At 30.4% G+C, this 24,809-nt stretch carries 20 protein-coding genes and 1 pseudogene; 12 read left to right on the plus strand and 9 right to left on the minus strand.

What is annotated here, in order from left to right:
* Positions 1-45 precede the first annotated feature (45 nt).
* The 3 genes from EG57_RS0205550 (at position 46) to EG57_RS0205560 (ending at position 4,510) form a co-directional block, all read left to right on the plus strand.
* Entirely contained in the window at positions 46-1,416 is a 1,371-nt protein-coding gene (locus EG57_RS0205550) for an MFS transporter (RefSeq protein ID WP_032076280.1), read from the plus strand.
* A gap of 132 nt (positions 1,417-1,548) precedes the next feature.
* Positions 1,549-2,412: a fumarylacetoacetate hydrolase family protein gene (locus EG57_RS0205555; protein ID WP_032076281.1), complete on the plus strand. Its 864-nt coding sequence runs from the start codon at positions 1,549-1,551 to the stop codon at positions 2,410-2,412.
* 106 nt (positions 2,413-2,518) lie between these two features.
* The gene (locus tag EG57_RS0205560) at positions 2,519-4,510 is read left to right on the plus strand and encodes a methyl-accepting chemotaxis protein (protein WP_032076282.1); all 1,992 of its coding nucleotides are present in this window, start codon (positions 2,519-2,521) and stop codon (positions 4,508-4,510) included.
* A gap of 87 nt (positions 4,511-4,597) precedes the next feature.
* On the opposite strand, the gene EG57_RS0205565 is transcribed toward EG57_RS0205560, so the two are convergent.
* Positions 4,598-5,956: an MFS transporter gene (locus EG57_RS0205565; protein WP_032076283.1), complete on the minus strand. Its 1,359-nt coding sequence runs from the start codon at positions 5,954-5,956 to the stop codon at positions 4,598-4,600.
* Between the two features lie 819 nt (positions 5,957-6,775).
* On the opposite strand from EG57_RS0205565, the gene EG57_RS0205570 reads away from it, so the two are divergent.
* From EG57_RS0205570 to EG57_RS0205585, 4 genes are all read left to right on the plus strand, one after another.
* Positions 6,776-7,792 carry a LacI family DNA-binding transcriptional regulator gene (locus tag EG57_RS0205570; RefSeq protein WP_032076284.1) on the plus strand — a complete coding sequence of 339 codons (1,017 nt, stop codon included), beginning with the start codon at positions 6,776-6,778 and terminating at the stop codon, positions 7,790-7,792.
* 296 nt (positions 7,793-8,088) lie between these two features.
* Positions 8,089-9,303, plus strand: coding sequence for an efflux RND transporter periplasmic adaptor subunit (locus EG57_RS0205575; protein ID WP_032076285.1), 1,215 nt, complete (start codon positions 8,089-8,091; stop codon positions 9,301-9,303).
* A gap of 13 nt (positions 9,304-9,316) precedes the next feature.
* Complete coding sequence (locus EG57_RS0205580) at positions 9,317-12,475, plus strand: efflux RND transporter permease subunit (protein WP_032076286.1); 3,159 nt, start codon at positions 9,317-9,319, stop codon at positions 12,473-12,475.
* Between the two features lie 127 nt (positions 12,476-12,602).
* Positions 12,603-13,523 carry an exonuclease domain-containing protein gene (locus EG57_RS0205585; protein WP_032076287.1) on the plus strand — a complete coding sequence of 307 codons (921 nt, stop codon included), beginning with the start codon at positions 12,603-12,605 and terminating at the stop codon, positions 13,521-13,523.
* Between the two features lie 98 nt (positions 13,524-13,621).
* Here the strand turns inward: EG57_RS0205585 and EG57_RS0205590 are convergent, their stop codons facing one another.
* From EG57_RS0205590 to EG57_RS0205600, 3 genes are all read right to left on the minus strand, one after another.
* Positions 13,622-14,263 (minus strand): pentapeptide repeat-containing protein, encoded by a 642-nt coding sequence (locus tag EG57_RS0205590; RefSeq protein WP_032076288.1) that lies wholly within the window; start codon positions 14,261-14,263, stop codon positions 13,622-13,624.
* Positions 14,250-15,377: a DEAD/DEAH box helicase gene (locus tag EG57_RS0205595; protein WP_032076289.1), complete on the minus strand. Its 1,128-nt coding sequence runs from the start codon at positions 15,375-15,377 to the stop codon at positions 14,250-14,252. The genes EG57_RS0205590 and EG57_RS0205595 overlap by 14 nt, the downstream gene beginning before the upstream one ends.
* 154 nt (positions 15,378-15,531) lie before the next feature.
* Positions 15,532-16,074, minus strand: a complete 543-nt coding sequence (locus EG57_RS0205600) for a tyrosine-type recombinase/integrase (RefSeq protein WP_032076290.1) — start codon at positions 16,072-16,074, stop codon at positions 15,532-15,534.
* Between the two features lie 1,117 nt (positions 16,075-17,191).
* Between EG57_RS0205600 and EG57_RS0205605 the strand changes: the two genes are divergently transcribed.
* On the plus strand, positions 17,192-18,493 hold the full coding sequence (locus EG57_RS0205605) for an acyl-CoA thioesterase/bile acid-CoA:amino acid N-acyltransferase family protein (RefSeq protein WP_032076291.1): 1,302 nt from the start codon (positions 17,192-17,194) through the stop codon (positions 18,491-18,493).
* A 102-nt stretch (positions 18,494-18,595) separates the two neighbouring features.
* On the opposite strand, the pseudogene EG57_RS26215 reads toward EG57_RS0205605, so the two are convergent.
* The 3 genes and pseudogenes from EG57_RS26215 to EG57_RS0205620 all read right to left on the minus strand — a co-directional run.
* Positions 18,596-19,195: pseudogene (locus EG57_RS26215) on the minus strand (FBP domain-containing protein); the annotation flags it as partial.
* A gap of 385 nt (positions 19,196-19,580) precedes the next feature.
* Positions 19,581-19,910, minus strand: a complete 330-nt coding sequence (locus tag EG57_RS0205615) for a zf-HC2 domain-containing protein (protein ID WP_029163199.1) — start codon at positions 19,908-19,910, stop codon at positions 19,581-19,583.
* The gene (locus EG57_RS0205620; RefSeq protein ID WP_032076292.1) at positions 19,907-20,383 is read right to left on the minus strand and encodes an RNA polymerase sigma factor; all 477 of its coding nucleotides are present in this window, start codon (positions 20,381-20,383) and stop codon (positions 19,907-19,909) included. Before EG57_RS0205620 ends, EG57_RS0205615 begins: the two co-directional genes overlap by 4 nt.
* Positions 20,384-20,750: 367 nt before the next feature.
* Here EG57_RS0205620 and EG57_RS0205625 point away from each other — a divergent pair, with 367 nt between their 5' ends.
* The 3 genes from EG57_RS0205625 (at position 20,751) to EG57_RS0205635 (ending at position 22,407) form a co-directional block, all read left to right on the plus strand.
* Positions 20,751-21,218 (plus strand): MarR family transcriptional regulator, encoded by a 468-nt coding sequence (locus tag EG57_RS0205625; protein ID WP_032076293.1) that lies wholly within the window; start codon positions 20,751-20,753, stop codon positions 21,216-21,218.
* A gap of 27 nt (positions 21,219-21,245) precedes the next feature.
* Positions 21,246-21,821 (plus strand): methyltransferase family protein, encoded by a 576-nt coding sequence (locus tag EG57_RS0205630; protein ID WP_032076294.1) that lies wholly within the window; start codon positions 21,246-21,248, stop codon positions 21,819-21,821.
* 124 nt (positions 21,822-21,945) lie between these two features.
* Complete coding sequence (locus tag EG57_RS0205635; protein WP_242859814.1) at positions 21,946-22,407, plus strand: DUF1453 domain-containing protein; 462 nt, start codon at positions 21,946-21,948, stop codon at positions 22,405-22,407.
* A 272-nt stretch (positions 22,408-22,679) separates the two neighbouring features.
* Here EG57_RS0205635 and EG57_RS0205640 read toward each other — a convergent pair whose 3' ends face one another.
* Positions 22,680-23,579 carry a radical SAM protein gene (locus EG57_RS0205640; protein WP_032076295.1) on the minus strand — a complete coding sequence of 300 codons (900 nt, stop codon included), beginning with the start codon at positions 23,577-23,579 and terminating at the stop codon, positions 22,680-22,682.
* Positions 23,580-23,798: 219 nt separating this feature from the next.
* Here EG57_RS0205640 and EG57_RS0205645 point away from each other — a divergent pair, with 219 nt between their 5' ends.
* Complete coding sequence (locus tag EG57_RS0205645; RefSeq protein ID WP_032076296.1) at positions 23,799-24,143, plus strand: winged helix-turn-helix transcriptional regulator; 345 nt, start codon at positions 23,799-23,801, stop codon at positions 24,141-24,143.
* Positions 24,144-24,208: 65 nt separating this feature from the next.
* On the opposite strand, the gene EG57_RS0205650 is transcribed toward EG57_RS0205645, so the two are convergent.
* Positions 24,209-24,778, minus strand: coding sequence for a TetR/AcrR family transcriptional regulator (locus EG57_RS0205650; RefSeq protein ID WP_032076297.1), 570 nt, complete (start codon positions 24,776-24,778; stop codon positions 24,209-24,211).
* Positions 24,779-24,809: the final 31 nt, after the last annotated feature.

Below are 24,809 nucleotides of genomic sequence, written 5' to 3' on the forward strand. Positions count from 1 at the left end.
ATCACTATTTTTGTGCTTTGAGCACAGTGAAAGGAAGTAGTTAATATGAGTGAAAGTTCAATAATTTCAGAGTCTAATTCTTCACCAAATCGTGCTTCACAGCTTCTTGCACGTATGGAAAGTATTCCTTTTTCAAGATGGCATGTCAAGCCTCGTGTTATTGTAGGTACTGCTACTTTTTTTGATGGTTTTGATTCATTAACACTTGCATATGCTATGCCAGTTTTAATTGGATTATGGCATTTAAAGGCTGGTCAAATCGGAATGTTAATTGCAGCAGGATATCTTGGACAAGCAGTAGGTGCACTAATTTTTGGCGTTATAGCAGAACGCTTTGGTCGTATATTTAGTATAAAAGGTTCCATATTTTTAATGTCTGTGGTTGGAATTGCATGTATGTTTGCTGGCAATTATAATATATTATTTACACTAAGATTTTTACAAGGCGTTGGACTAGGAGGAGAAGTTCCTATTGCTGCTACATATATAAATGAATTATCACGAGCTCAAGGTCGTGGAAAGTTCTTTATGGTGTATGAAATGATATTTCCTATCAGTTTAATGATAACTGCACAAATAGGAGCTGTAGTTGTACCAAGTTTAGGTTGGAAATGGATGTTTTTATTGGGCGGTGCAATAGGTTTAGTTATGCTGCCACTTTTCTTTATGCTTAAAGAATCACCACGTTGGTTGATTGGTAAAGGAAAATTTGATGAAGCTGAAAGTGTCATTGAAGAAATGGAAGCAAGTACAGATAAGCGTTTGCCTGTAAATATGACGAATATAAACAAGCCAGCTAAAAAAGCTGACTGGAAAGAATTATTTTCTCCATTTTATCGTTGGAGAACATTAGTGGTATGGGGATTGTGGTTTTCGGCATACTTCATATCTAATGGTTTAAATAACTGGCTTCCTAGCTTATACAAAACTGTTTACAAACTTCCGCTTAAAGAATCTTTGCATGCAGCATCACTTACAAATGTTATACAAGTAGTTATGGTATTAGCATGTGCATTCCTTATTGATAGGATTGGACGTAAGAGATGGGCAACTGTAGCTTTCCTTATAGCTGGTTGTTTACTACTAGTACTTTTCTTTACTGGAGCAAAATCTGCAAGAAGTGTTATGTACTTAGGATCATCAGCTTATGGTGTTATAGGATCAATTACTGTTCTGCTTTACTTATATACCCCAGAAATATATCCTACAAGGATGAGAGCTATTGGAACAGCATTTGCTACAACGTGGTTACGTCTTGCTTCTGCAATAGGGCCTATGATAATTGGAATTGTTTTAGATGCTAAAGGAATTTCATATGTATTTGTTGGTTTTGCAATTATTTGTATTATAGGTTCAGTAATAGCTACGAGAATGATTGAAACACGTGAAAAAGTACTTGAGGAGATTGCTCCTTAAATAGAGCTATGATTAACCCTTACATAAAGAAAATATACATATTATCATACATATTTTAAAGTGCGTATGATAATGTGTGTATTTTCTTTATTATAGATTATGAGATTAAAGTAAAGGAGATGAGAGATTACTATGAAGCTAGTTAATTTTAAAGTTGGAGAAAAAATTAGGTTAGGTATTAAGACAGAGGACGGTATTATAGATGCAGTAAAAGCTGCTGAAGATTATTCTCTTAAATCATATAACACTATAGAGGAAGTTATTGATGGAGGAGAAAAAGCTTTACTTAAATTAAATGAATTGATGGAAAAAGGAGTAGAAACAATTCCGGAAGATGAAATTATTTATGCTCCACCTGTGATAAAACCAGAAAAAATTCTTTGCATTGCTTCAAATTACATAACTCATTCACAAAAATCTAATGCAGATGATAAAGCTTTACCAGTGATATTTAGTAAATTTAACAATGCACTTGCTGCACATAATCAAATTATTCCTCTACCAAAGTGTGGTGAAAAATTTGACTATGAAGCAGAATTAGTTATTGTTATTGGAAAAGAAGCTAAAAATGTTTCTAAAGAAGATGCACTTTCTTGTGTGTTTGGATATACTGCTGGAAATGATTTGGCTGCTAGAGACCTTCAACGCAAAACTCATCAATGGTTAATAGGAAAAACCTGTGATAATTTTGCACCTATTGGACCTTGTTTGGTAACAGCTGATGAAATAGATGCTTCAAATTTAGAAATACAATGTAAAGTAAATGGAGAACTTAGGCAATATGGCAATACTAGAGATATGATTTTTGATTGTGCAGAAATGGTAAGCTACATATCTAATTATATGACATTAAAGCCTGGAGATATAATCTTTACTGGAACACCTAGCGGAGCTATTTCAACCTATCCAGAAGATAAACAAGAGTGGTTGAAGTCTGGAGATGAAATTATTGTTTCTATTGAAAAAATTGGTGATATCATAAATGTATTAAAATAGATTATTTATTATAAGATAAAAAATAAAATCAGCCTATATCTTCAATTGACATATACAAGATATAGGCTGATTTTTATAAAAGTTAAAGAATGAGGGGGATAAATTTGTGAAAACTAAAAATACATTTTCAAGTATAAAAAACAAGTTAATGCTTATTATGATAGTTATCGGTATTGCGCCAATAATATCTTTAGGTGTTTTCTCTAATATTAAAACTGACAGTATTGTGAGAAATAGGTTTGAAGTTTCAACTAGCCAAACAATTCAAGAAGTTAATAGAGGCATAGAAAACTTTTTTGAAGGAATGTCTACACCTTTGATATTTATGGATAATAATTCATATATAAAAGAAATAAAAACACATCCGGAGAATGTATTAATATTAAATTCTATTTTTAAAGATGTAAAAGCTAGTAATGAATGCATTGAAAGTGTAATATTTGGATTGCCAGATAAAACAGTATATGTATATCCTGAAAGTAGTAATACACTAGACCCAACAACCAGACCTTGGTATATAGGTGCCATGGCTAAAAGGGGAAAGGTATTTTACTCTGATCCATATGTTGGTTTATTGACCAAGAAAAATCTGGTGACAATTTCAATGACTGTTGAAAATAATAATCAGGTAATTGGAGTTATAGGAGTAACTATAAATCTTGATAAATTATCCAACAAACTATCAAGTATAAAAATTGGACAGAAAGGTTACATATATGTAACTGATTCAAAGGGCATTTTAGTAGCTCATCCTGATAAAAAGTTAATAGGTACAGATACAATAAAAAAATTGTCCATATGGGAAATGACAAAAAACAGAGCATCAGGATTTCAAAAAGATAATGCTAAAAATGCCAATAACATCATCATTTATGATACAAATAAATTGACAAATTGGAAATTATTTGCCTCAATGCCTAACTCTGAAATAAATGATGATCTTAATTATTTAAAAAAGTATTCAATTGCATTTATTTTTATAATGCTTGTACTTTCGGGAATAGCAGCATTAATTGTGAGCAGAAGGATCACTAAAAACATATTTAAATTACAAAATGCATTTAATAAAGCAGCCTATGGTGACTTGTCAATTCGGACAGATATTAATAGCAAAGATGAGTTCGGAAAATTAGGAAATGATTTTAATAAAATGGTAGAAGGTATAGGAACATTAATATGTAATGTGAAAGAATCCGCTGATATTTTAAATGAAAATTCAGATACAATAACTTCAATGGCTAAGGAAAGTGATGATGCTGTTAAAGAAGTGGCAGCAACAATAGGTCAAATTGCAGATGGAACTTCAGATCAATCAATGAATGTAGATGAAGGAGTTAAAGAACTAGAACAGGTGAGCAATAAAATAGATAATATTTCTGAACTTACAAATAAAATGTCTAATGAATCAGAAAATACCAATACATTAAGCAAAAAAGGATTAGAAGTAGTAGAAATTCTTACTGAAAAATCTGTCAATACCGATAAATCTACAATGGAGGTTAATGACATTGTGCTGGATGTACATAAAGCATCCAATGAAATTAGTGTTATTACTGATACTATTAATCAAATATCATCACAAACTAACTTGCTAGCATTAAATGCTGCAATAGAGGCAGCAAGAGCAGGTGAAGCTGGAAAAGGATTTTCTGTAGTGGCAGATGAAATTCGTAAACTTGCTGAAGAATCTACTTCTGCAACTGAACAGATTCAATCATTGGTTGGTAGTATTAGAGGAAAGGCACAAATAGCAGTTAAAGCAATGGAGGAAACAAAGAACAGTGTAAAAGAACAGAATAGTGCTGTTTCTGAAACAAGAACTATATTTGGTGAAATATTAACTTCAATAAATAAACTAACTTCGCAAATTCAATTAGTTAAGAAAAAGGCAGAAGAAACTACTAATAATAAAGATGTAATAGTAGCTAAAATGCAAAATATATCTGCAGTTTCAGAAGAAATTGCTGCAAGTACAGAAGAAGTTTCAGCATCTGGGGAAGAGATTACGGCAACAATGGATGAGTTCTTAACCAATGCAAATTCTTTAAAACAATTATCAATAGAACTTGAAGCACAAATCAATAAATTTAAATTGTAAAATACTTTGGCAAAAAGAAATTGGGATGCCGCATTTAGGCAGCATCCCAATTTTCTTTATATTAGGGAAGGGTGAATTAACTTTTGTTTAAGGTGCAATTTCCTCCAAGGATTTTCCGGTTGTTTCAACCATTCGTGTAGCTATTATTGAACCTATAATACAAATAACTGCAAAACCAAGAAATACATATGAAATTCCTTTAGCATCCAATACGATTCCAATTATCATAGGTCCTATTGCGGAAGCAAGACGAAGCCATGTTGTAGCAAATGCTGTTCCAAGAGCTCTCATTCTTGTAGGATATATTTCTGGAGTATAAAGGTATAGCAAAACAGTAATTGAACCTATAACACCATAAGATAATGATCCCAAGTACATAACACTTTTTGCAGATCCTGCTCCATTTAAGAATAGTGCTGCAAGTAGACAACCAGCAACAAGGAAAGCCACAGTTGCCCATCTTCTACGTCCAATCTTATCAATTAGCAATGCACATGTTAATACTATAACTACTTGAACAATATTTGTAAGGGATGCTGCATGCAAAGATTCTGAAAGTGGAAGTTTGTAAACAGTTTTATATAAACTAGGAAGCCAGTTATTTAAACCATTAGATATAAAGTATGCTGAAAACCATAATCCCCATACTACCAATGTTCTCCAGCGGTAGAATGGTGAGAATAGTTCAGTCCATTTTGCTTTAACTACTGGTTTGTTTACATCCATAGTAACAGGTACACGCACATCTGTACTTGCTTCCATTTCTTTAATAACACGTTCAGCTTCATCAAGTCTACCTTTAGAAATTAACCAACGTGGTGATTCTTTAAGTGTAAAGAAAAGAGGCAGAATAATTAAACCTGCTGCACCACCTATCAAGAATATCCATTTCCAACCATAATGTGGTACAATAAAAGCTGCAATTTGTGCAGTTAGCATCAAACTAATAGGGAATATCATCTCATAGAGCATAAAGAATTTTCCACGCCCATGTGCTGCTGACAATTCGTTTATATAAGTGGCAGCAACAGGAACTTCACCGCCCAATCCAACGCCTTGTAGGAATCGTAATGTAAACAATATATTATAATTGCCAGCAAACATACATGCAATTCCTATTACAGACATTAGAAAGATAGAGCCTTTTACACTAGTTACACGACCAAAGCGTTCTGCGATAACACCAAAAATCAGTGCACCTACTGCTTGACCTAAGTATCCTGCTGCAATTAGCATTCCAATTTGACCAGCACTTAAATGCCATAATCCAATCAAAACTGGCATAGCATATGCAAGAGATAATGAATCAAAACCATCAAAAAATGTAGCAGTACCTATAATAACACGTGGTTTGATATGCCATCGTGAAAAAGGAATACTTGCTAGACGAGTAAGGAGTTCTGAGGCACGGTTTGTTGAAGAGTTTAAATTTGCTTTTTCATTCATATTAACAATCCTTCCTTTTGCTGTGTCTAGAACACAAAAATTTGTAAAACGTTTACTTATCATAGTATTTAATATGCGTTTCTTATTATTAAGAAACGCATATATTGATAGAAAAGTATGTCATAATTTGATAGGGAACGTTTTCTGTAATTTTATTATATAAAACGTTTTCTATTGTGTCAATAATTTTTAAAATTTTTTTTAAATTATACTGTTTTTTGAACATATATACCATTTTGATTAGTATAATTATAAGGTGAATTAGGCTTTGATAAAATTTAAAAGTACTGATACAATCAATGCTATAAGCTAAATATCTGAAATTTTTATTTATATACTTATGTGAAAAATTAATACTTTTATTATTATAATGTTTAAATTTAGTTGTATTGAAAAATAGCATTTTCATTTGATTGATGTAAGAAAAATACAGATAATATTTTCTGAAAAATTATAGATAAAACACATCTATTGCAATATAAAATCAAAATATTGTAATTAAATGTAAAAAAATGAAATATTTCTTATAAATCTTGATTTTTTTTAAATAAAAACTTTTTTTACTATACTTATTATCTTTTTATATTGTTAATATGTTAAAAATTATATATAATATGCATGAATGAGAAAACTTAAATACAAATTTTTTATAATGTATATGTATATTAATCTCTATAAGACTGTGGCTTTTGATGATTTCTAGATGTAAGTATATATTATGATATTTTTTAATTATATATAATTAAAGAATGATATGAATTTTTGTATAAATTAAAGAAAACGTTTTACCTTAATTTTATTTTTTAGGAGAGTATACATATGAAAAATGTTTCTATCGTGGATGTAGCAAAACAAGCAGGAGTTTCGGTTACCACTGTCTCGCGTATAATAAATAATGTTAATTATCCAGTAGCGGCAAGTACACGTGAAAAAGTATTGAAAGTAATTGATGAATTACAATACACACCCAATAAAGCTGCTCAGGGTTTAAAGAGAAAGTTTAGCGATATTATAGGTCTAATTGTAAGAGATGTTTCAGATTCTTATTTTGGAGAAATAGCTAATGGAGTAACTAATAGAGCTAGTGAACTTGGTTATTTGTCTTTTGTCTGTAATACAGGACGTAATCCTGAAGATGAATTAAGGTATCATTATCATCTTTGGCAGCATAGAGTAAAAGGTATAATAGTAGCTGGTGGAGGATTTGATCAGTCGGATTATAAACAAAAGCTGGAGAATCAAGTTGTAAGATATGAAAAATATGGCTTAAAAATTGTATCATTGGCTCCTCAAGGTATTGAAATTCCTTATGTGATGATAAATGATTTTGATGCTGGTAAGAAAGTTACTGAATATTTAATTCAACGAAGACATACAAAAATAGGATTTATCGGTGGTCCACAAAAAATATTTGCATCTATGGAAAGATTAAAGGGATTTAAAGCAGCAATTGACGCTGCTGGTATTGAATGCAATAAGAAGTATATTGCCAGTAGTGATTTTTCTCAAAAAGGGGGATATGATGCCTGTAAATCATTGATGTCGAAAAGTGAAAATTTAACAGCAATTTGTTGTGCAAATGATAATATTGCCATTGGAGCTATGAGTGCTATTAGAGAACATGGATTTAGTATTCCAAAAGACATTTCTGTAATTAGTATAGGTGATATAAAGGATGCAAAATACACAAATCCTCCTCTTACAACACTAACCATTCCTCATTATGAAATGGGGCAAATGGCTGTGGATGTTATCACACAGTGGAAGGAGAAGGTTGAAATTACTTTAAGTACATCAATATTTGAGAGAGAATCTGTTAGAATATTAGATAATTAAACATAATATATCTTGGAAAAAGTTAAAGAAGCATGTATTGCCATGAAAAATGGCATAATGCTTCTTTTTTTATTGAATAAAAATTATTCTTTTTTATTCATAAAATATTACAAGTGGTATAAGAAAAAATTCGATATTTATCCAACACTTGTCTATTATGTGTTGGATAACCAACAAATTATAAGCAAATTAATGATTGAAGTTGTATAACACACGCTTTATAATAAACACATGTTGATTAAGATACAAATGTTAAATAACAGTCATTATAATATTTGAAATAGAGGAGGGATACCATGAATAAAAAAATTTTATATTTTTGCTCACTATTTATAAGTGTAATTATGCTAAGTGGATGTGGTAGTAAGGGTGACTCAGAAAAAAATACTTCTAAAAATTATCCTGTTAAAATCTTAGAACTGAAAAATGAAAACAATCCTGTTTCTTTAGAATATGAAGGAATAACAGGCGGCAGTGAGGTGAGAAAGCTTTCCTTCAAAAGTTCTGGTAAGGTATCTAAAATATGTGTGTCAAAGGGTCAGGAGATAAAGAAGGGCGATACTTTAGTTGAACTTGATAAAAGTGATTTGAACTTTGCCATGGAAGCTTCTAAAGCTCAGATGGATTCGGCTTCTGCACAATATGATAAAGCAGTAAATGGAGCACAGCAAGAAGATATAAGTAAAGCTGATATAGCAGTAAAAAATGCACAGGATAACTACAATTATTATAAAGACCTATATGATAAAAATGTCAAATTATATAATGCTGGGGCAATTTCAAAACAAGATCTAAATAGTTGTAAGCTTCAGTTAGATAGTACTGTCAGTGCTTTGAATGGTGCAAAACAAAGCTTACAACAGCTTCAAAATGGAAGCAGATCAGAAGATAAACAAGCTTTGTCAGCACAAGTAAATGCAGCAAAAGCTGATTATGACTCAAAGGCTAATTTAGTTCAAGATGGAACTTTAACTTCTGATTCAGATGGTTATGTTGTGGATGTACTTTGCAAAGAAGGGGAAATGCAGCCTGCAGGAAACCCTGTTGTTTTAGTAAGAAGTAAAAATCAAGTTGTTACCATAGGGTTATCCTCTGATGATGTTAAAAAAGTAAAAATAGGTACAAAAGCTCAGGTTAAAGTTAACAACAATAATGTGGATGGGGAAATTTCAAATATAGTTCAAATGTCAGATAAAACCTCTGGAACCTATAGTGCTGAAATTAAGCTTTTAAAGCCTGTAGATAACAATACATTTTATATTGGTGACACTGTAAAAACTTATGTTAGTATAGGAAATAAAAATGGAATATGGATTCCTATTAGCGGTATTTTAAATGATGGAGAAGACTATGTTTATGTATCGGAAAATGGACGAGCTGTTAGAAAAAATGTAACCTTAGGGGCTACAGATGAGGGTAAAGTTTCAGCAGAAGGTTTAAAGTCAGGAGATAAACTTATTATTGAAGGTATGAAAAACATAAAAGCTGGCTACAGCCTTACAATAAAGTAGAGGAGAATTAATTATGGGATTAATTAAAGCAGCCATAAAAAATAAAAAGATTATATTTGTCTTAGTGCTTATTGCCATTATAAGTGGTTTCTATTGTTATCACATTATTCCTAAGCAAGAAAGTCCAGATGTTTCTTCTCCTGCTGCCATGATTACCACAATATATCCTGGTGCTTCACCTAGTGATATAGAAAAACTGGTATCCAAAAAAATAGAAGATAAGGTGGAAGAAATAAGTGGTTTTGATTATGTAGAATCTTATTCACAAAACAGCGCTTCCATAGTCATCGTAAGCTTAAACAATGATGCAGATAAGGATAAAGCCTGGAGAGATTTAAGAGATAAAATAAAGGATTTACAATCTGAGCTTCCAGAGGGATGTCAGGAAAGTAAGATAGATACTAAGCTAACAGAAACCACAGGTATGATTATAAGTATATCAGGAAAAAATTATTCCTATGAACAGCTTGGAAACTATGCAGATGATATAAAGAAACAATTGAGTGGTGTTAGTGGTATTTCTAGATTTGATATAGAAGGAAAACAGAAAAAGCAGGTAAAGATAGAAGTTGATTGGACTAAGATAAATAAGTATACTATTTCTATTGAAGATGTGTGTTCTGTGCTAAAAGCACAAAATGTAGATATTCCTTCAGGATCTTTAAATTTACCTACTGGAAAAATAAAGGTTAAAACACCAGGTACCTTTACATCTCTTCAGGATATACAAAATACAATTGTTGGTGTATCAGGAAGCAGTGGAGAAACTGTAAAAATTAAAGATATAGCAAAAGTATCTATGGATTATGATGATGATTCTAATTATAAATATACCGATAATGGAAGTAATGCAGTACTGCTTTCAGGATATTTTCAAGATAATAAGAACATTGTTTTAATAGGTGATGATATAACAAAAAAGTTGGATAGTATAAAAAAGCAGCTGCCAAAGGATTTAACTATAGATCAAGTTACATTTCAACCTAAGGCTGTAAATGATTCAGTATCATTTTTTATGAAGAACCTTAAAGAAGGAGTAATTTTAGTAGTTATAGTTGTACTTATAGGTATGGGGCTCAGAAATGCCTTAGTAGTATCATCAGTTATTCCAATATCTATAGGAATGTCTTTTTTAGCAATGTATGTACTTGGAATAAAAGTTCAACAAATGTCTACTACAGCGCTTATTATAGCACTGGGAATATTGGTGGACGATGCTATTGTAATAGGTGACATTATACAGGTAGGTATAGATGAAGGCGAGAAACCTGATGAAGCGGCTTTTAAAGGTTTAAAAAAATTGTTTGTACCTGTATTTACTTCTACATTAATTATTGTTGGAGCCTTTTTACCGCTATTAACTATACCTGGAGAAGTAGGTGAGTTTTTAAAGACCTTACCTCAAGTGGTGATAATTTGTGTAACCTGCTCCTATATATCGGCTTTATTTGTAACTCCAGCCATGTCTGCTTTAGCTTTTAAAAAGAGTAAATGCGTTAACAAGGAAAGTAAGATTAAAAAAATGTTTCATAAGCTTTTAACTTATGGACTTGCTCATAAAAAGAAAGTTATTATTGCAGCTTTGGTAATATTTGCAGTATCTGTAGGAATAGCAAAAACTTTAGGAATGCAGTTTTTCCCTTATGCAGATAAAAATATAATATATATAGATGTTACTAATGAAAAAGTTGAAGATATTAATAGTACATCAAATTTAGTAAAACAAGTGGAAGATGTATTAAAGTCACAAAAAGAAATTACATCCTATACTTCAGCCATAGGTGGTGGAATGCCTAGATTTTATATTACCTTGCCTACAGTAACTCCAGCAAAGGATACTGCTCAAATTTTGGCAAAGGTAGATTTAAATAAGACTAAAAAATTCAATACTAATAAAGAGCTTACTCAGTATTTACAAGGGTTACTAGATAATAAAATTTCAGGAGGTACAGCTACAGTAAAGTTATTAGAAGTAGCTGAACCTATAGGAGCACCTGTAAGGTTAAGACTTACTGGAGAAGATTTGGATCAAGTATATGCAGCCTCAGATAAAATACAGCAGCAGTTAAAAAATATACCTGGAACACTAAATGTAAGGGATGATGCTGCAAAAAAGACCTATCAATATGAAGTAAATATAGATGATGCAAAAGCATCAACCCTTGGTTTATTAAAGTCAGATATATTAAAACAAATAAATATTGCCTTAAAAGGTTACAGCAGTTCTGTATATAGAAAAAATGGAAGTGAGTACGATATACTGGTTAAAACTAATATAGCTTCTGTTAAGGATCTTGAAAATTTGAAGATTAAATCTAGTGTTACGAATAATAAAGTACAGCTGTCACAAGTTGCTTCTATTAAATTGAGTTCGGAGCTGGATCAAATAAAACATTATAAGAAGGATAAAACTATCACTGTGTACAGCGATGTAAAGACAGGTTATAACTCAGTAGATGTGGAAGATGTACTAAGCAGTAAAATATGCAAGATGGATTTAAATGGAGTAAATGTTATTTATGATGGTGAAAAATATCAAATAGAAAAAAATTTCACCAGTCTTGCGTTAGCAGGGGTACTTACTATACTTATAATTTATATACTACTGTTTATACAATTTAAATCTTTTGTACAGCCTCTTGTAATTATGTGTTCGCTGCCATTAGCATTAATAGGGGTAGTAATAGGACTTTTAGTATTCCAAATGCCATTATCTCTAACTGCCGTAATGGGAATAATAAGCTTAATTGGAGTGGTTATAAGAAATGCTATACTGCTTATAGAATATATAATTGAAGGAAGAAAAGAAGGACTTTCTATAGATGAAGCTTGTATTCATGCTGTAAGCCAAAGATTTAGACCTATAATATTAAGTTCAGTGGCAACTATCACAGGTATAATTCCACTTGCATTTTCAAAAAGTGCCTTGTTTGGACCTATGTCAGTAACTATAATGTTTGGACTTTTGGCAGCTACTTTCCTTACTTTTATAGTAGTTCCTGTTGTATATTCTATAGTTAATACAAAGCTAGATGATGGTAGTTTAAAGTTACAGTTTAATGGTTTGTTGAAAAAAACAGGATTGATAAATGTATGGGGAAAGGTAAAAGAGATAAATTTACAGGAAAAAATAAAATCTATAATTGATAAAGTTAAGGGTATTAGAAAATAGATTAATATTTATGAGATATGTGATTTAAGAAAGAGGACGTTTGGTATTAAGAACGTCCTCAATTTTTATGCTTTTCTTCATTTAAAGTAATGATATAATTTAATGAGAAATATTATGGAGGAAAGAAATGAATTTTACAGCTATAGATTTTGAAACTGCAAATGAAAGAAGAAATAGTCCATGCTCAATTGGTATTGTTGTTGTGAAAAATGGACATGTTGTAGAAAAAATACATCACTTAATACGACCTAAAGAAATGAGATTTATGCCAATTAATATTGGAATTCATGGAATAAGACCAGCTGTGGTTGAGAATGAACTAGAGTTTGATAAGGTATGGGAAAAGATTAAGCATTATTTTAATGGAAATTTAGTAATTGCTCATAATGCTTCCTTTGATATATCAGTTTTAAGGAAGACTGCAGAACTTTATGATATAGATCTGCCAGAGTTTAAATATATTTGTACTATGAAACTTAGCAAAAATTTTTATAAAGGAATTGAAAATGCAAAATTAAACACAGTAAATGACTTTTTAGGATATGAGTTCAAGCACCATGATGCACTATATGATGCGCTTGCATGCAGCAATATATTACTTAATATAGCAGCGGAATTAAAATGTGATGATATTGATGAAATATCTAAACTAGTAGGAGTAAGCATAGGAACCGTAGATGGCAGCGAATATAAGCCATCACGTATTAAAGGAATGACAATAAAAACCTCTAATAGAATTTATGTTCCTAAAAAACGAAGTGTATTTGAAAGATTAAAAGCTGATGCATATAAAAATGAAGTAGTAGTGTTCACTGGAAGGCTGGATTCTATGCCAAGGGATGAAGCTATGAGATTAGTTAGAGTACTTGGAGGAACTACAGGAAGTTCTGTTACGAGAAAGACAACAATTTTAGTGACTAACATGAAAGATGTAAAAGATTTACATAGAGAAGAAATGAGCACTAAGCTTAAAAGAGCAGTGGACTTAAATGCAAAAGGACAAAATATAAGGTTTTTAAATGAAGAGGAGTTTTTAGGAATAAAATAAGGTTAGTTGTCATAAGTAAGTGAGGTTTATAGCTTTAACCATTGATATTACTTGGGTAAAGCTATTTTGAATTATAAAAGGCAGTGTTCAAAGCAATGTTATTCTTGCAAATTCAAAAACTTTATTATATAACTTAAAGTGTAAAATTCCCTGTCTAGCTTTGTAACAATTGACTTTAGTCCCGCAATTATTGTTTCTTCTGTAAAATTTTCTAGTAGAAGCATAATATTTAATGTATTAAGGCCGCCGTCTTTTGTATCAAGGACTCGTGCTTTCTTTATATACTTGTTTTCCATAGCGGTTAAAACAGCACTTGTTAACTCGTCACTGATTTCTAATTTTGGCATTTCTTCGAAGATTCTGATGCCGGGGGTATTTATATCAATATTTTTAGCTTTGCTCATATCAGTAGATAAGAATATAGCATTTATAAACTTTACATCCTTGAAATTAGTATCTTCCAGCTTAACAGAGTCAAAAATAGCATTTTCAAAAATAGAACTTTTAAAGTCACTGCCTTTTAAATTTGTTCCAATAAATTCTGCATATTTAAAGCTGCACTCTAAGAAATTGGTAGATTTAAAATGTGCTCCTCTAAAGCTTACAAAATCAAAAATTGAGCCTGAAAAGTCACAGTTATAACAATTGCTTCTCTCTAGGTTTTTGTACATAAAGTTTTTATCTTTCTTCTCTATATTATTGTAGTTGAAATTTCCTTTAACACTTCTATTTGTTGCCATGATTCTCTTCACCTAAGTCCCTTCTTGGTATTTTAAATTTAATAGCTTTTTCTATTTCTTCAAGTCTCAATCTGTCTTTTGGGTCAATAAATAGGCAGGTGTAGCCTTCCTCTCCAGCTCTTCCGGTTCTGCCGATTCTATGTATATAACTTTCTGCACTTTCAGGTATGTCATAGTTATATATATGGCTGACTCCGCTTATATCAAGTCCCCTAGAGGCAACATCCGTTGCTATTAAGTATTGAAAATCACCATTTCTAAAGGCTTTCATTATTCTTTCACGTTTTGATTGAAGTATATCACTGTGCAGCTTTTTGCAGTCGTAGCCTCGTTTATATAGTGCTACTTCCAGTTCATCCACTCTTCTTTTGGTTCTGCAAAATATTATAGCCATATATGGATTGTCTTGATTGAGCACGGTGCACAAAGCATCTTGTTTTCTTCTGTCTGTAGTTTCTACTACCTGTTGTTTAATAGCATCAAGAGTTACTTCTTCTTTATTTATTGTTACTGCTAACGGTTCTTTTGTGTATCTATAGGCTAGTCTCTTAACATCTGAATTTATGGTTGCAGAGAAACAAAGGGTTTGGCGTTTTTTAGAGGTTTCCTTTATAATTGTCTCCACATCATTCTTAAAGCCCATTAAAAGCATTTGATCTGCTTCATCCAGCACAAAGGTTTTTAATTTACTTAAATCTATGGCTTTTCTTTCAAGATGATCAAGAAGTCTTCCCGGAGTTGCAATAATAAGATGGATACCTGTTTTTAGCTTCTTAAGCTGTGACCCTATATCCTTACCTCCGTAAGCTGCCAATATATTAATATCCTTAGCCTGTTTAAGCTTTAGAGCTTCCTCGGTTATCTGAAGGGCAAGCTCTCTTGTAGGAGTTAAAATCAAGGCTTGAACTGCGTCAACCTTAGTTGAGATATTTTCAAAAATGGGAAGCAAAAACGCCAATGTTTTTCCTGTGCCGGTTTGAGATTCCACTATAACATCTTTTCCATTCTTTATAAGACTGATGCTTTCGGCTTGAACCGGTGTGGGCTCAGTGATGCCATTATTTTTTAATATCTTTACTATATCTTCGCTGATTCCTAATTGGTTAAAATTCATTATTTTATACCTCCATTGTTATAGGGTTCCATTTATAAAGCTAAATTAATATATGTGGAAGAAGTTTTTTGTAATTAAGAGTAGATGGTGTAAGGAGAAAATAAAAATGAGAGCATATATAATAAAAGTTTATGTATGTTCTCACTTTTAGTTATTACTGAAAAAAATCCTCAATGCTGGTGGCTTCAATATCAGCAACACCTATATATCTAAGAGTCATATCAGGGGTAGAGTGACTAAATAAGTTCTGCAGCAAGGCTATATCATTATGCTTTTTATAATGGTGATACCCAAAGGTTTTTCTGAGTGTATGGGTGCCGAGGTTATCTAGACCAAGTTTTTGGCTTATTTCATTCAGCCACTTATAGGCTTGCTTGTTTGTTATAGGATTTTTTCCACCTTTTCTACTTGGAAAAAGTAGCTCTCCTGCAGGCATTCCAAGTATAAACTTCTGAATTTCTTTGTGAATTTCAGGAGACACGGCATATTTCAATAGCTTACCAGTTCTATTTTCCTTTACTTCAATTTGAGACTTATTTTTCACATCCCAAACTGTAAGATTTATTATATCTATAATCTTTAAGCCTGTATTTATTGCTATATCAAATAGTAAATAATTTTTATATCCTGCCTTAAGTAATTCCAATTTTACTGTATTAATTAAGTTAGTATCCTTTATGGGCTGAATAAGTTTCATAATTGTTTCTCCCTCTCAATGGAAGCTCAATTAGAACTTTCTGGCTGCCATATCCTTTAATCATATACTATTTATAAGAATTAAACAAACAATTTGTATCAAGTGATTCTTAGACTCAGAGTGAGAGCTTAAATTAATGGCCAATAATTCATCAAAATGTAGTATTTTTAACTTATTCATCTGTTTATTAATAATAAAAAAACAGAAACCAGATTACCTATAACACTAAATTAGGTACTCTGGTTTCTATCCTTTTAAAAACTTATTTTTCAAACAATAATCACCTTAAACAATTTTCCTAAATGTAACATCTAGATTTCTTAATTTCACTTGATTAATTAACTTTGTAACTCAATTCTCACTATAGTAAGAGAATTTCTATAACATATTAATATTTAACCGTTATTAACTCCAATTTAAAACTTACTAACCATTTTTATATTTTTTCTAACTTTAATCCTTTAAACTAAACTAACCGAACTAGAATAAATAGTTAACTATTGAGCTTTTAAATTACATAAGGACATATAACTTTAATCTAAACAAACAACTAAAATTACTGAGTTAGAACTTTTTTAAATAGCTTTAATTTGAGAACTCGACTTAAAAATTAATTTAATTATACATTTGGATTAACTAACTGTTTTGGTGGACTCACCTCGCTTCTTTTATATTTACTTTCAGTTTAAAAATAGCTATTTTAAAAACTAAAAGCATGCATTAACTTAACATTTTTAATAACTAATTAGTTACCTTAAAATTATTATAATAGTACATGATTGAATTGTCAATATAATCTTTAAATTTTTAATATTTCAGTAATTACTTGCGATTGACTGAAATCATTTGCATTTCCAGGTGTTATATTTTTGACCTTGGGAATAATTGGTTTAATTGAGAAGAAATGAGCGCTTTAATCCTTTGGTTATTAGCTCATATGCGAATATCAAGAAATATTATGTTTTTGAAAAATAGACAATATATTGACTATAATGAATTAAATTGATATACTTAAATAGTCAATATATTGTCAAAAAATAAAATAAGTATCAATTATTAAATAAAAAGAGCTCTTTAATAAAAAAATAGAAAACAATATTATAGGGAGAATGTGATTATGAAAATAGAAATATTTGATATAGAAGCTCTTGTGGTTGAAAAAATAAAAATTAAAGTTATGGAATTAAGCCCAAATAGTAAACTAAGAATTAGTATGAAAATGGAATTACCATGGTGTAAAGGAGAGGAATATTCATCTTATGGAGTATTTATTTCTGATGAAAAAGGTGAAGTGGATTTAGATTTAGCTAATCCTGTAGAAGGTACTTATAAAGCTAATGATAGTATGGGACTAATTTATTCATTGAAGAAGTCTAGAACTGAAGGCAAAAATATTGCAGAAAATATATCTATTGATGAACCAATGATTATGAATATGGTATTTGAATCTTTTGATGAAAAAAAAGAAATTAACTTAAAAAGATTGTTCAAAACAGAAGACATTATTGTAAAGCATATACATGAAGATGAGTTTAATGGGGAGCTATTTTACAAAGAAAAATCTAATAACAAAATAGTTTTAATGCTTGGTGGATCAGACGGGGATACACAAGCATTGGCTCTTTTGGCAGCACCACTTGCATCTAAAGGATTTAATGTTCTTATGGTTCCATACTTTGCATCAGAAGGATTATCAAATAAATTAGAAAAAGTTTCATTAGAATACTTTGAAAAAATATTTAAATGGATTGAGAATAATGAAATTACTAAATCCGAAGAAATATTTTTACATGGAACATCAAAAGGTGGAGAATTATCACTTTTACTTGCTTCAAAATACAAACAAATTAAAAAAGTGGTTGCAGTGGAGCCTCATGCTTATTGCTTTCAAGCACTTAATGGAATGATGGTGGGAAATAATGTTTCATCATGGTCATATAAAGGAGAGTCAATTCCGTATATAGAAGTTGATAATAATATATTTTTTCAAGATCAAAAAAAGGCTATAGAAAAAGGAATTCCATTTGGCTTTGCTAGTACTTACAAGAAAAGCATTGAAAGAGCAGTAAATAAAGAACAAGCAAGAATAAAAGTAGAAAATTCTGAAGCAGATATTCTTTTGATCACAGGAAAAGAAGATAATATATGGAATAGTTATGATGGTTGTTTAGAAATAATAGATAATCTAAAAAATAATAACTACAAAAGCAATGTAGAATTACTAGCATATGATAAAATGGGTCATCCAATCCCAGTTCCATATATTATTCCTATAAGCGAAACACTATCTATGAATATGATGGGGGGAATATTTTCTTCAGGAGGAACTATAGAAGGTAATGTAGAAGGACAGTTTAAATCATGGAAAAGAACAATTGAATTTTTAATGGAACCTTTATCACAAAACCTTAAAAAATAAAAATAAGAAAAAGATTTTTATGCGAATTCAAATATAGAGACATTTAAACTAAAAATGTCTCTATTATTTATCTTGTAGAGATAATTTAAATATGGGTTTTTATTACTTTATATTATTGACGTTTTTTAAAATTCTCTCAAGTTTTTCAGTAGAGACAATTTGCTCGTTACATTTTTTACTATCTAAACAAATATAAAATCCTATTGATTTATAGGCACCTTCCCCTGAATTAGATGTTTTACAGACAGGTGAAACAAAAGCTACTTCATCTTGTCTTCCTACATGATTGCAAAGTGAACATATATGGGTATTGTTTGAACTATGGTTTGGCATCCTGCATGTCATACCTATGAGATTATCATTCATACTTATATGCTACAAATAACTTTTTAGTAGGCTCATCAATCCATCCTAAATATATGATTTTTGAATCCTCAGCATCTAGATTTTGCAATTTTAATTTTTTTTCTTTTTTAAACAGTTTACTAATTTGTGCATTTGTAACTTTTGGCATTCCATATACATATTTATCTAATCCGGCTAAATAGATATTAATTTGTGATGAGTCATTTATTTCATTAATATCAAGCAGTTCTTTTGTTCATGGGGTGAATTTGTAAAAGTATTTAATATTTTATCCGATATATATGCTTTACTAGCCTCAACAATATTAATATCTACACAGCTTTTAAAAGTATTATTTTAACAATTTCCTCTGGCAACACATCTTGTGCTTTTACATGTTTCATTTCATTACTCCTTCACTCTTATCATAGAATTGAAGCAAAGAATACACAAAAGCTATGTGTTACAGAGCCTAAAATATGTGCGCAATTCAGCTAATTTAACAACTTAGGCTCCAAACAAAGCATAGCTGAGTTTGTTGTAGTCCTTGCAAGGAGCAAGCTGATGTAAAGCTGAATGTATCATAGACCTTCATAAAAAATCACCCACAATACGCACATATTATATCATAATTAGGAAATTTTACGAAGCATTATGAAGGATGTGTAAATAGTAAAAAGTTTATTTTAAACTCAAGTATTTTTATATAAAATATAATCCATATTTTTTTCTGTTACAGGTATTAAGGTTTTGGTACGATCTTGAAACCTAAGAAGATATAGAGAATTAGGAGAAAGAGTGCAATTATCAAAATTGTGCTAAAAATGCCTTTTAACAAAGATTTTGTCATACCTCTTTTCCAAATCTTTGATAATTTTTGTACTGCCTCGGCTTCTTTTAAATTTTGTTCTGATTTGTTAATGGGTAATGCATCTTCCATTGCTTGAAGCTCGACTTTGCAGTTATTACAAAAAGTAAGGTGTTCCTCAACTAGTGCTTTGCTTTCATTACTACATACACCATCATAATACAATGGCAGTAAATCTTTTATTATTTCACAAGATATTTTCATTTCATTGCCTCCTGTAATTGTTTTTTTGCCCTGTAAAAAATCAGCCTTGCCCAACTATCGGTTTTCTGGAACAATTCACCAATTTGTAAAAATGGCAGTTCTCCGAATACTCGTAAAGTAAAAACCTCTTTGTATGGCTCATTCAGATTATGAAGTAGGACGTGTAATCGCTGTGCTGCGTCTTTGTCAAGATACCTAGTTTCTAAATCTAGAGTTGTATCTGAAAAGTCTGTATCTATACCTGTAGCTGTATGCTTTTGCTTTTGACAAAATGAAAAGTAAGTATTTTTTGCAATCTGACAGAGCCATACATATAGCCTACACGTTCCGTTGAATTGATCTATATGACGCATTGCCTTGAAAAAAGTTTCCTGTGTAACTTCTTCTGCAATAGCTTCATTTCGACTTAGAGATAGAATATATTTATACACAACCGAGAAATACTCGGTATATATATCACTGAAGTCTGTCACTTTCCCACCTCCTATTTATAAGACTCGACTTAAATAAAAGCGTTTCAAAATTTTTTTATTTTCTTTTCGCGTTTTGTTTTTTTCTATGTTTTTATATATTAGTCAGATATTAAACAGTCTTAGAGTATAATTTTAGTAGGCAAAGATAGTAGTAATTACTGCTTAGAAAAACTAAAAGGAGATACAAAAGTATACCTCACGTACATAATATATCAATTATTGAAGAAATAAAAAACAAAAATTATAGTATTTATGTAAGTATTGAAGTATTAAATAAAACTTTAGGCAAAAAATATTGACATGTAAGAAGTAATATTATATTATAATATTACTTCCAAGGAAGAAATATTTAAAGGGGAAAATTAATGTGAATATTGTTAATGAAATTATATCTTCACTAAAAAAAATACAAGAAAGTAATGAGATAACTGTTCCTAGTATTAAGAATAAACTCACCTTTTCACAAATTCATTGTATTGCAGCTATAGAATATATCGAAGATGCAAATATAACTAAGTTATCACAAGAACTAGGAATGACAACAGGTGCTATAACTAAAATGTGTAAAAAGCTATTAAATGAAGGTTATGTTTCGAAATATCAAAAAGAAGGAAATAATAAAGAAATGTATTACAATTTAACTGAATTGGGATTAGGTGTATGCAAAATTCATAAAAAAGTTCATGAAAAATCATATAATAAGAAAAAGAATATTATATCTCAATATAATAATGAAGAGAAAGTCACTATATTAAGATTTTTAAATGATATGAATTCAATAATAGAAGATACATTTTCAGAAGTTGTGGAAAATTATACTGGAAGTGATGATTAAATCTAATAAAAAAATGAGGAGGATCTTATGAGCAATATTACTATAGTTGGTTACATTTGGATAATATTTTGGATTTATTGGATATTAGCAGCCATAAAAACTAGGTCAAATGTAAAAAAAGAATCAAGTGGTCAAATGAGGATAGAAAGAGCAGTACATTTAACATTAGTAGTAATTGCTTATGTTATTACATTTTTTCAATTTAAAAATACATTCTTATGGAACGAAATAATACCTAATTATAGATATGTTCAATATATAGGAATTACAATTTTAGTGTTATCACTTTTATTTGCAATATGGGCGAGAATAGTATTGGGGAGAAATTGGAGTGGGGCAATTCAAAAAGTAGAAGGGCAAAGATTAGTTTGTAGTGGACCGTATAAATATATAAGAAATCCTATTTATACAGCAATGGTATGTGGATTCTTTGGAACTTTTATTACATTTGGAAGTTTAACTTCTTTTATAGGATTTTGCATTATTTTAATTATTTATATTATAAAAATAAATAGAGAACAAAGATTTTTAATAATAGAATTTGGTGACGAATATGAGAAATATATAAAAAGATCATGGGCTTTAATTCCTTATATATTTTAAATTTATAATTATTGTTAGTAATAAGAAAAGATGTTGAAGTATTTTATGTGTATTACTAAAGTGTCTAAGTTGCTATAATATAAAATTTTGAGTAATAAAAAAATAAGTGGTAGAGGTGAAATTAGTGTCAATAGTTTATCTTATATTGATTGTTATAGTATTAAAGTTTTTTAGGATACTTAATGGAAAGAGTAAAAGAATTAAGTTTCCCAATCTATGGTTGATACCTATATTATTTATAATAATGATTGTTGAAGATTATGTAAAAGTATTAAATTTTTCCTTAAAAGAAATTTTGATAATATCTATTTTTTCAATTATTGGATTGGGAGTTGGAATAATTCGTGGAGGAACATTAAAATATAGTAATGATGAAGCTAAAGGTGAAGTTTATTATAATGAATCGTATTTAAGTCTTGGAGTTTATGTTTTTCTTATTGTTATAAAATGTTTTTTTAGATACGCCGAAGGAGATATATCTAGTTTTATAAGTATATGGATTCTTGTGTTTGGATGTGCATCTATGATAGGAAGAAGTATATGGTTAACATATAAGTACTTTCAAATTTCAGGTGTTGTTCAATAGATACTTTTATAAGCATAGCTAATTTCTGAAGAGACATTTAAACTAAAAATGTCTCTTCAGAAATTATCATATGTTGCCTAGTATTCTAGGTACATTAGTTGCAGTTATTAATAATGATTAAAAGAAACTGTAGCTAGTGAATAACTACATTACATAAAATAAATATAACTGTTTCACATTAGAAATTATTTTTATAGTTCATGTAATTAACTTTTAAGCCTATAATTTAATTTAAACAGTTATTAATACATTTATTATTAAGTTGCATAAAATCAAAGGTGTTCTAGGTGTGTACGGTAGTATTGCAATTCTGATTCATTTTGGGTTTTGCACACCTTCTCAAGATATCTAACCATAGTAGCTTTATCTTTTGGAATCAGGCCTTGAACAAAAATTGCATTTGATGCACCTAAGGTGGCGAAGAATACTGGAATATCCAAATTTTCAATGAGCGTTTTTAATTCCTGAAATTTTTCCAATTCTGTTTCCTCAGACCAATTGTCAGCTTGAATTTCATTGAATAGTTCAGATCCTGGATATATAGTAAGCATGGATGAGCCAATAATCTGAGGGTGAGTTTGATTAAATACTTTGGCAGTTTCTAATGCACCAATTTTTCCTCGAGAAGCACCAGAGATACCAGTAAGATAAAAATAATTATACTTAATGTTTGTGGCATCTAGACGGTGACTTTGGGCTATGATTTCTTTTGGCGAATAGCCCTTATTCATAAATTCAAGGGCTTTTCCATCACCAGTTTCTACTCCGATAGTAAGGCTATCGTAACCAAGCTTATGTAAATCATTTAATTCATTGTCTGTTTTTAGGGTAATATCAGTAATACGAGCGAAACAACCTATTGTTTTGCACTCAGGTATATATTTATGAATCAGATCAGCGATTTCTTTTAGTCGTTCAAATTTCAAAACGAAAGGATTGGCTCCTATTAAATAAACACGATTGACTTTATGGTTAGGCCAAGAACGAAGTTGCTCCTGTACTTCTGCTAGATCAGCTTCAATATCTTCCAAAGATGACATTCTAAATTTGAAAGGAAGATCGTCATATAGAGTACAAAATTTGCACTTGTGATGAGTGCAGCCAGCAGTTACTTCAATTAATAGAGAGGATTCCTCATATGGAGGTCTCCAAATAGTTCCAGTGTAATGCATATATATCGCGCTCCTTTATGGATAATTTTTCTTTATGAAACGAGTCTTAAGATGGTGGCCTCCCGTTTATGCTTTACATGTTACAGCAAAGGTTTTTTATATTCAAGTACGGTCTTTTTATGGTGATAGTATTATTTTTAGTACTAAGTTCAAAAAAAGGTAGTACGTTGATTTTTTTTAAAGCGTGAGATATACTGTTCATGAAACGGAGGACGAACTATGACTGATAATAAGTTCTGTGGTAAGAATATGATGGCCCGTTGTGTGCCAATGAGCATGCTGCAGTCTGTATTGAACGGTAAATGGAAAATATTAATATTATGGTATATAGCATTTTATAAGGTTCAGCGCTTTGGTGAGCTGATGCGTCGTTTGGATGGTATAACACAATCTACACTTACCAAACAACTTCGTGAGTTGGAGGAAGATGGTTTTTTACATCGCGAAATTTATAAAGAAATTCCACCAAAGGTTGAGTATACTTTAAGTGAAATGGGGGAAAGTTTTATTCCTGTTTTGAATGCCATGATGGCATGGAGTGAGACGCATTTATGTCCAGAATAAGAAACCTAATGAAGATGAGTAAATTCTATTACTAATCTTCATTTTTTAAATTTCTAATTGATTTATTAATGCAAAGCAAAGAGAATTTTTTCTACTTCTTCGATTAACTTTTCTTCAGATAACTTCTTTTTTTGCATTAGCCACCATCTAATAGTGTGTATTATAGCACCAGTAAAAAAAGATGCTATTATCTCAGGAGATGCAGGTACATCCATACCTTTTTTTATGCCAATTCTAATTTTCTGAGCAATATCAAAAGTAATTTGATCCGAAAGTATGTCTAGAAGTGTAGAAAGTAAATTACTACTTAATACCATATGAACAAATTGTTCATGTTCTTTTAAGAAATCTAGCAAATGACCTAGGATACTCATAAAAAAATAATGTGGATTTTCATAATCAGCTGAAGTAGTATTTGATGCATCAAAATCAGATTGCAATTGTCTAACAAAAAAACGAAAAAACTCATATTTATCTGCAAAATGTTTATAAAATGTGGTTCTGCCAATCATTGCTTTTTCACATAATTCGTTTATTGTGATATCTTCAAAGTGTTTCTCGCTCATGAGCTGTAAAAAAGCTCCTGTCAATGATTTATATGTACGGATAATCCGTAAGTCGTATTTTGGTTCCATAGATATCCTCCTTTTCGGAAACAGATTAATA

Source organism: Clostridium drakei (assembly GCF_000633595.2).
In the GTDB taxonomy this organism is placed as follows: Bacteria; Bacillota; Clostridia; order Clostridiales; family Clostridiaceae; genus Clostridium_AM; species Clostridium_AM drakei.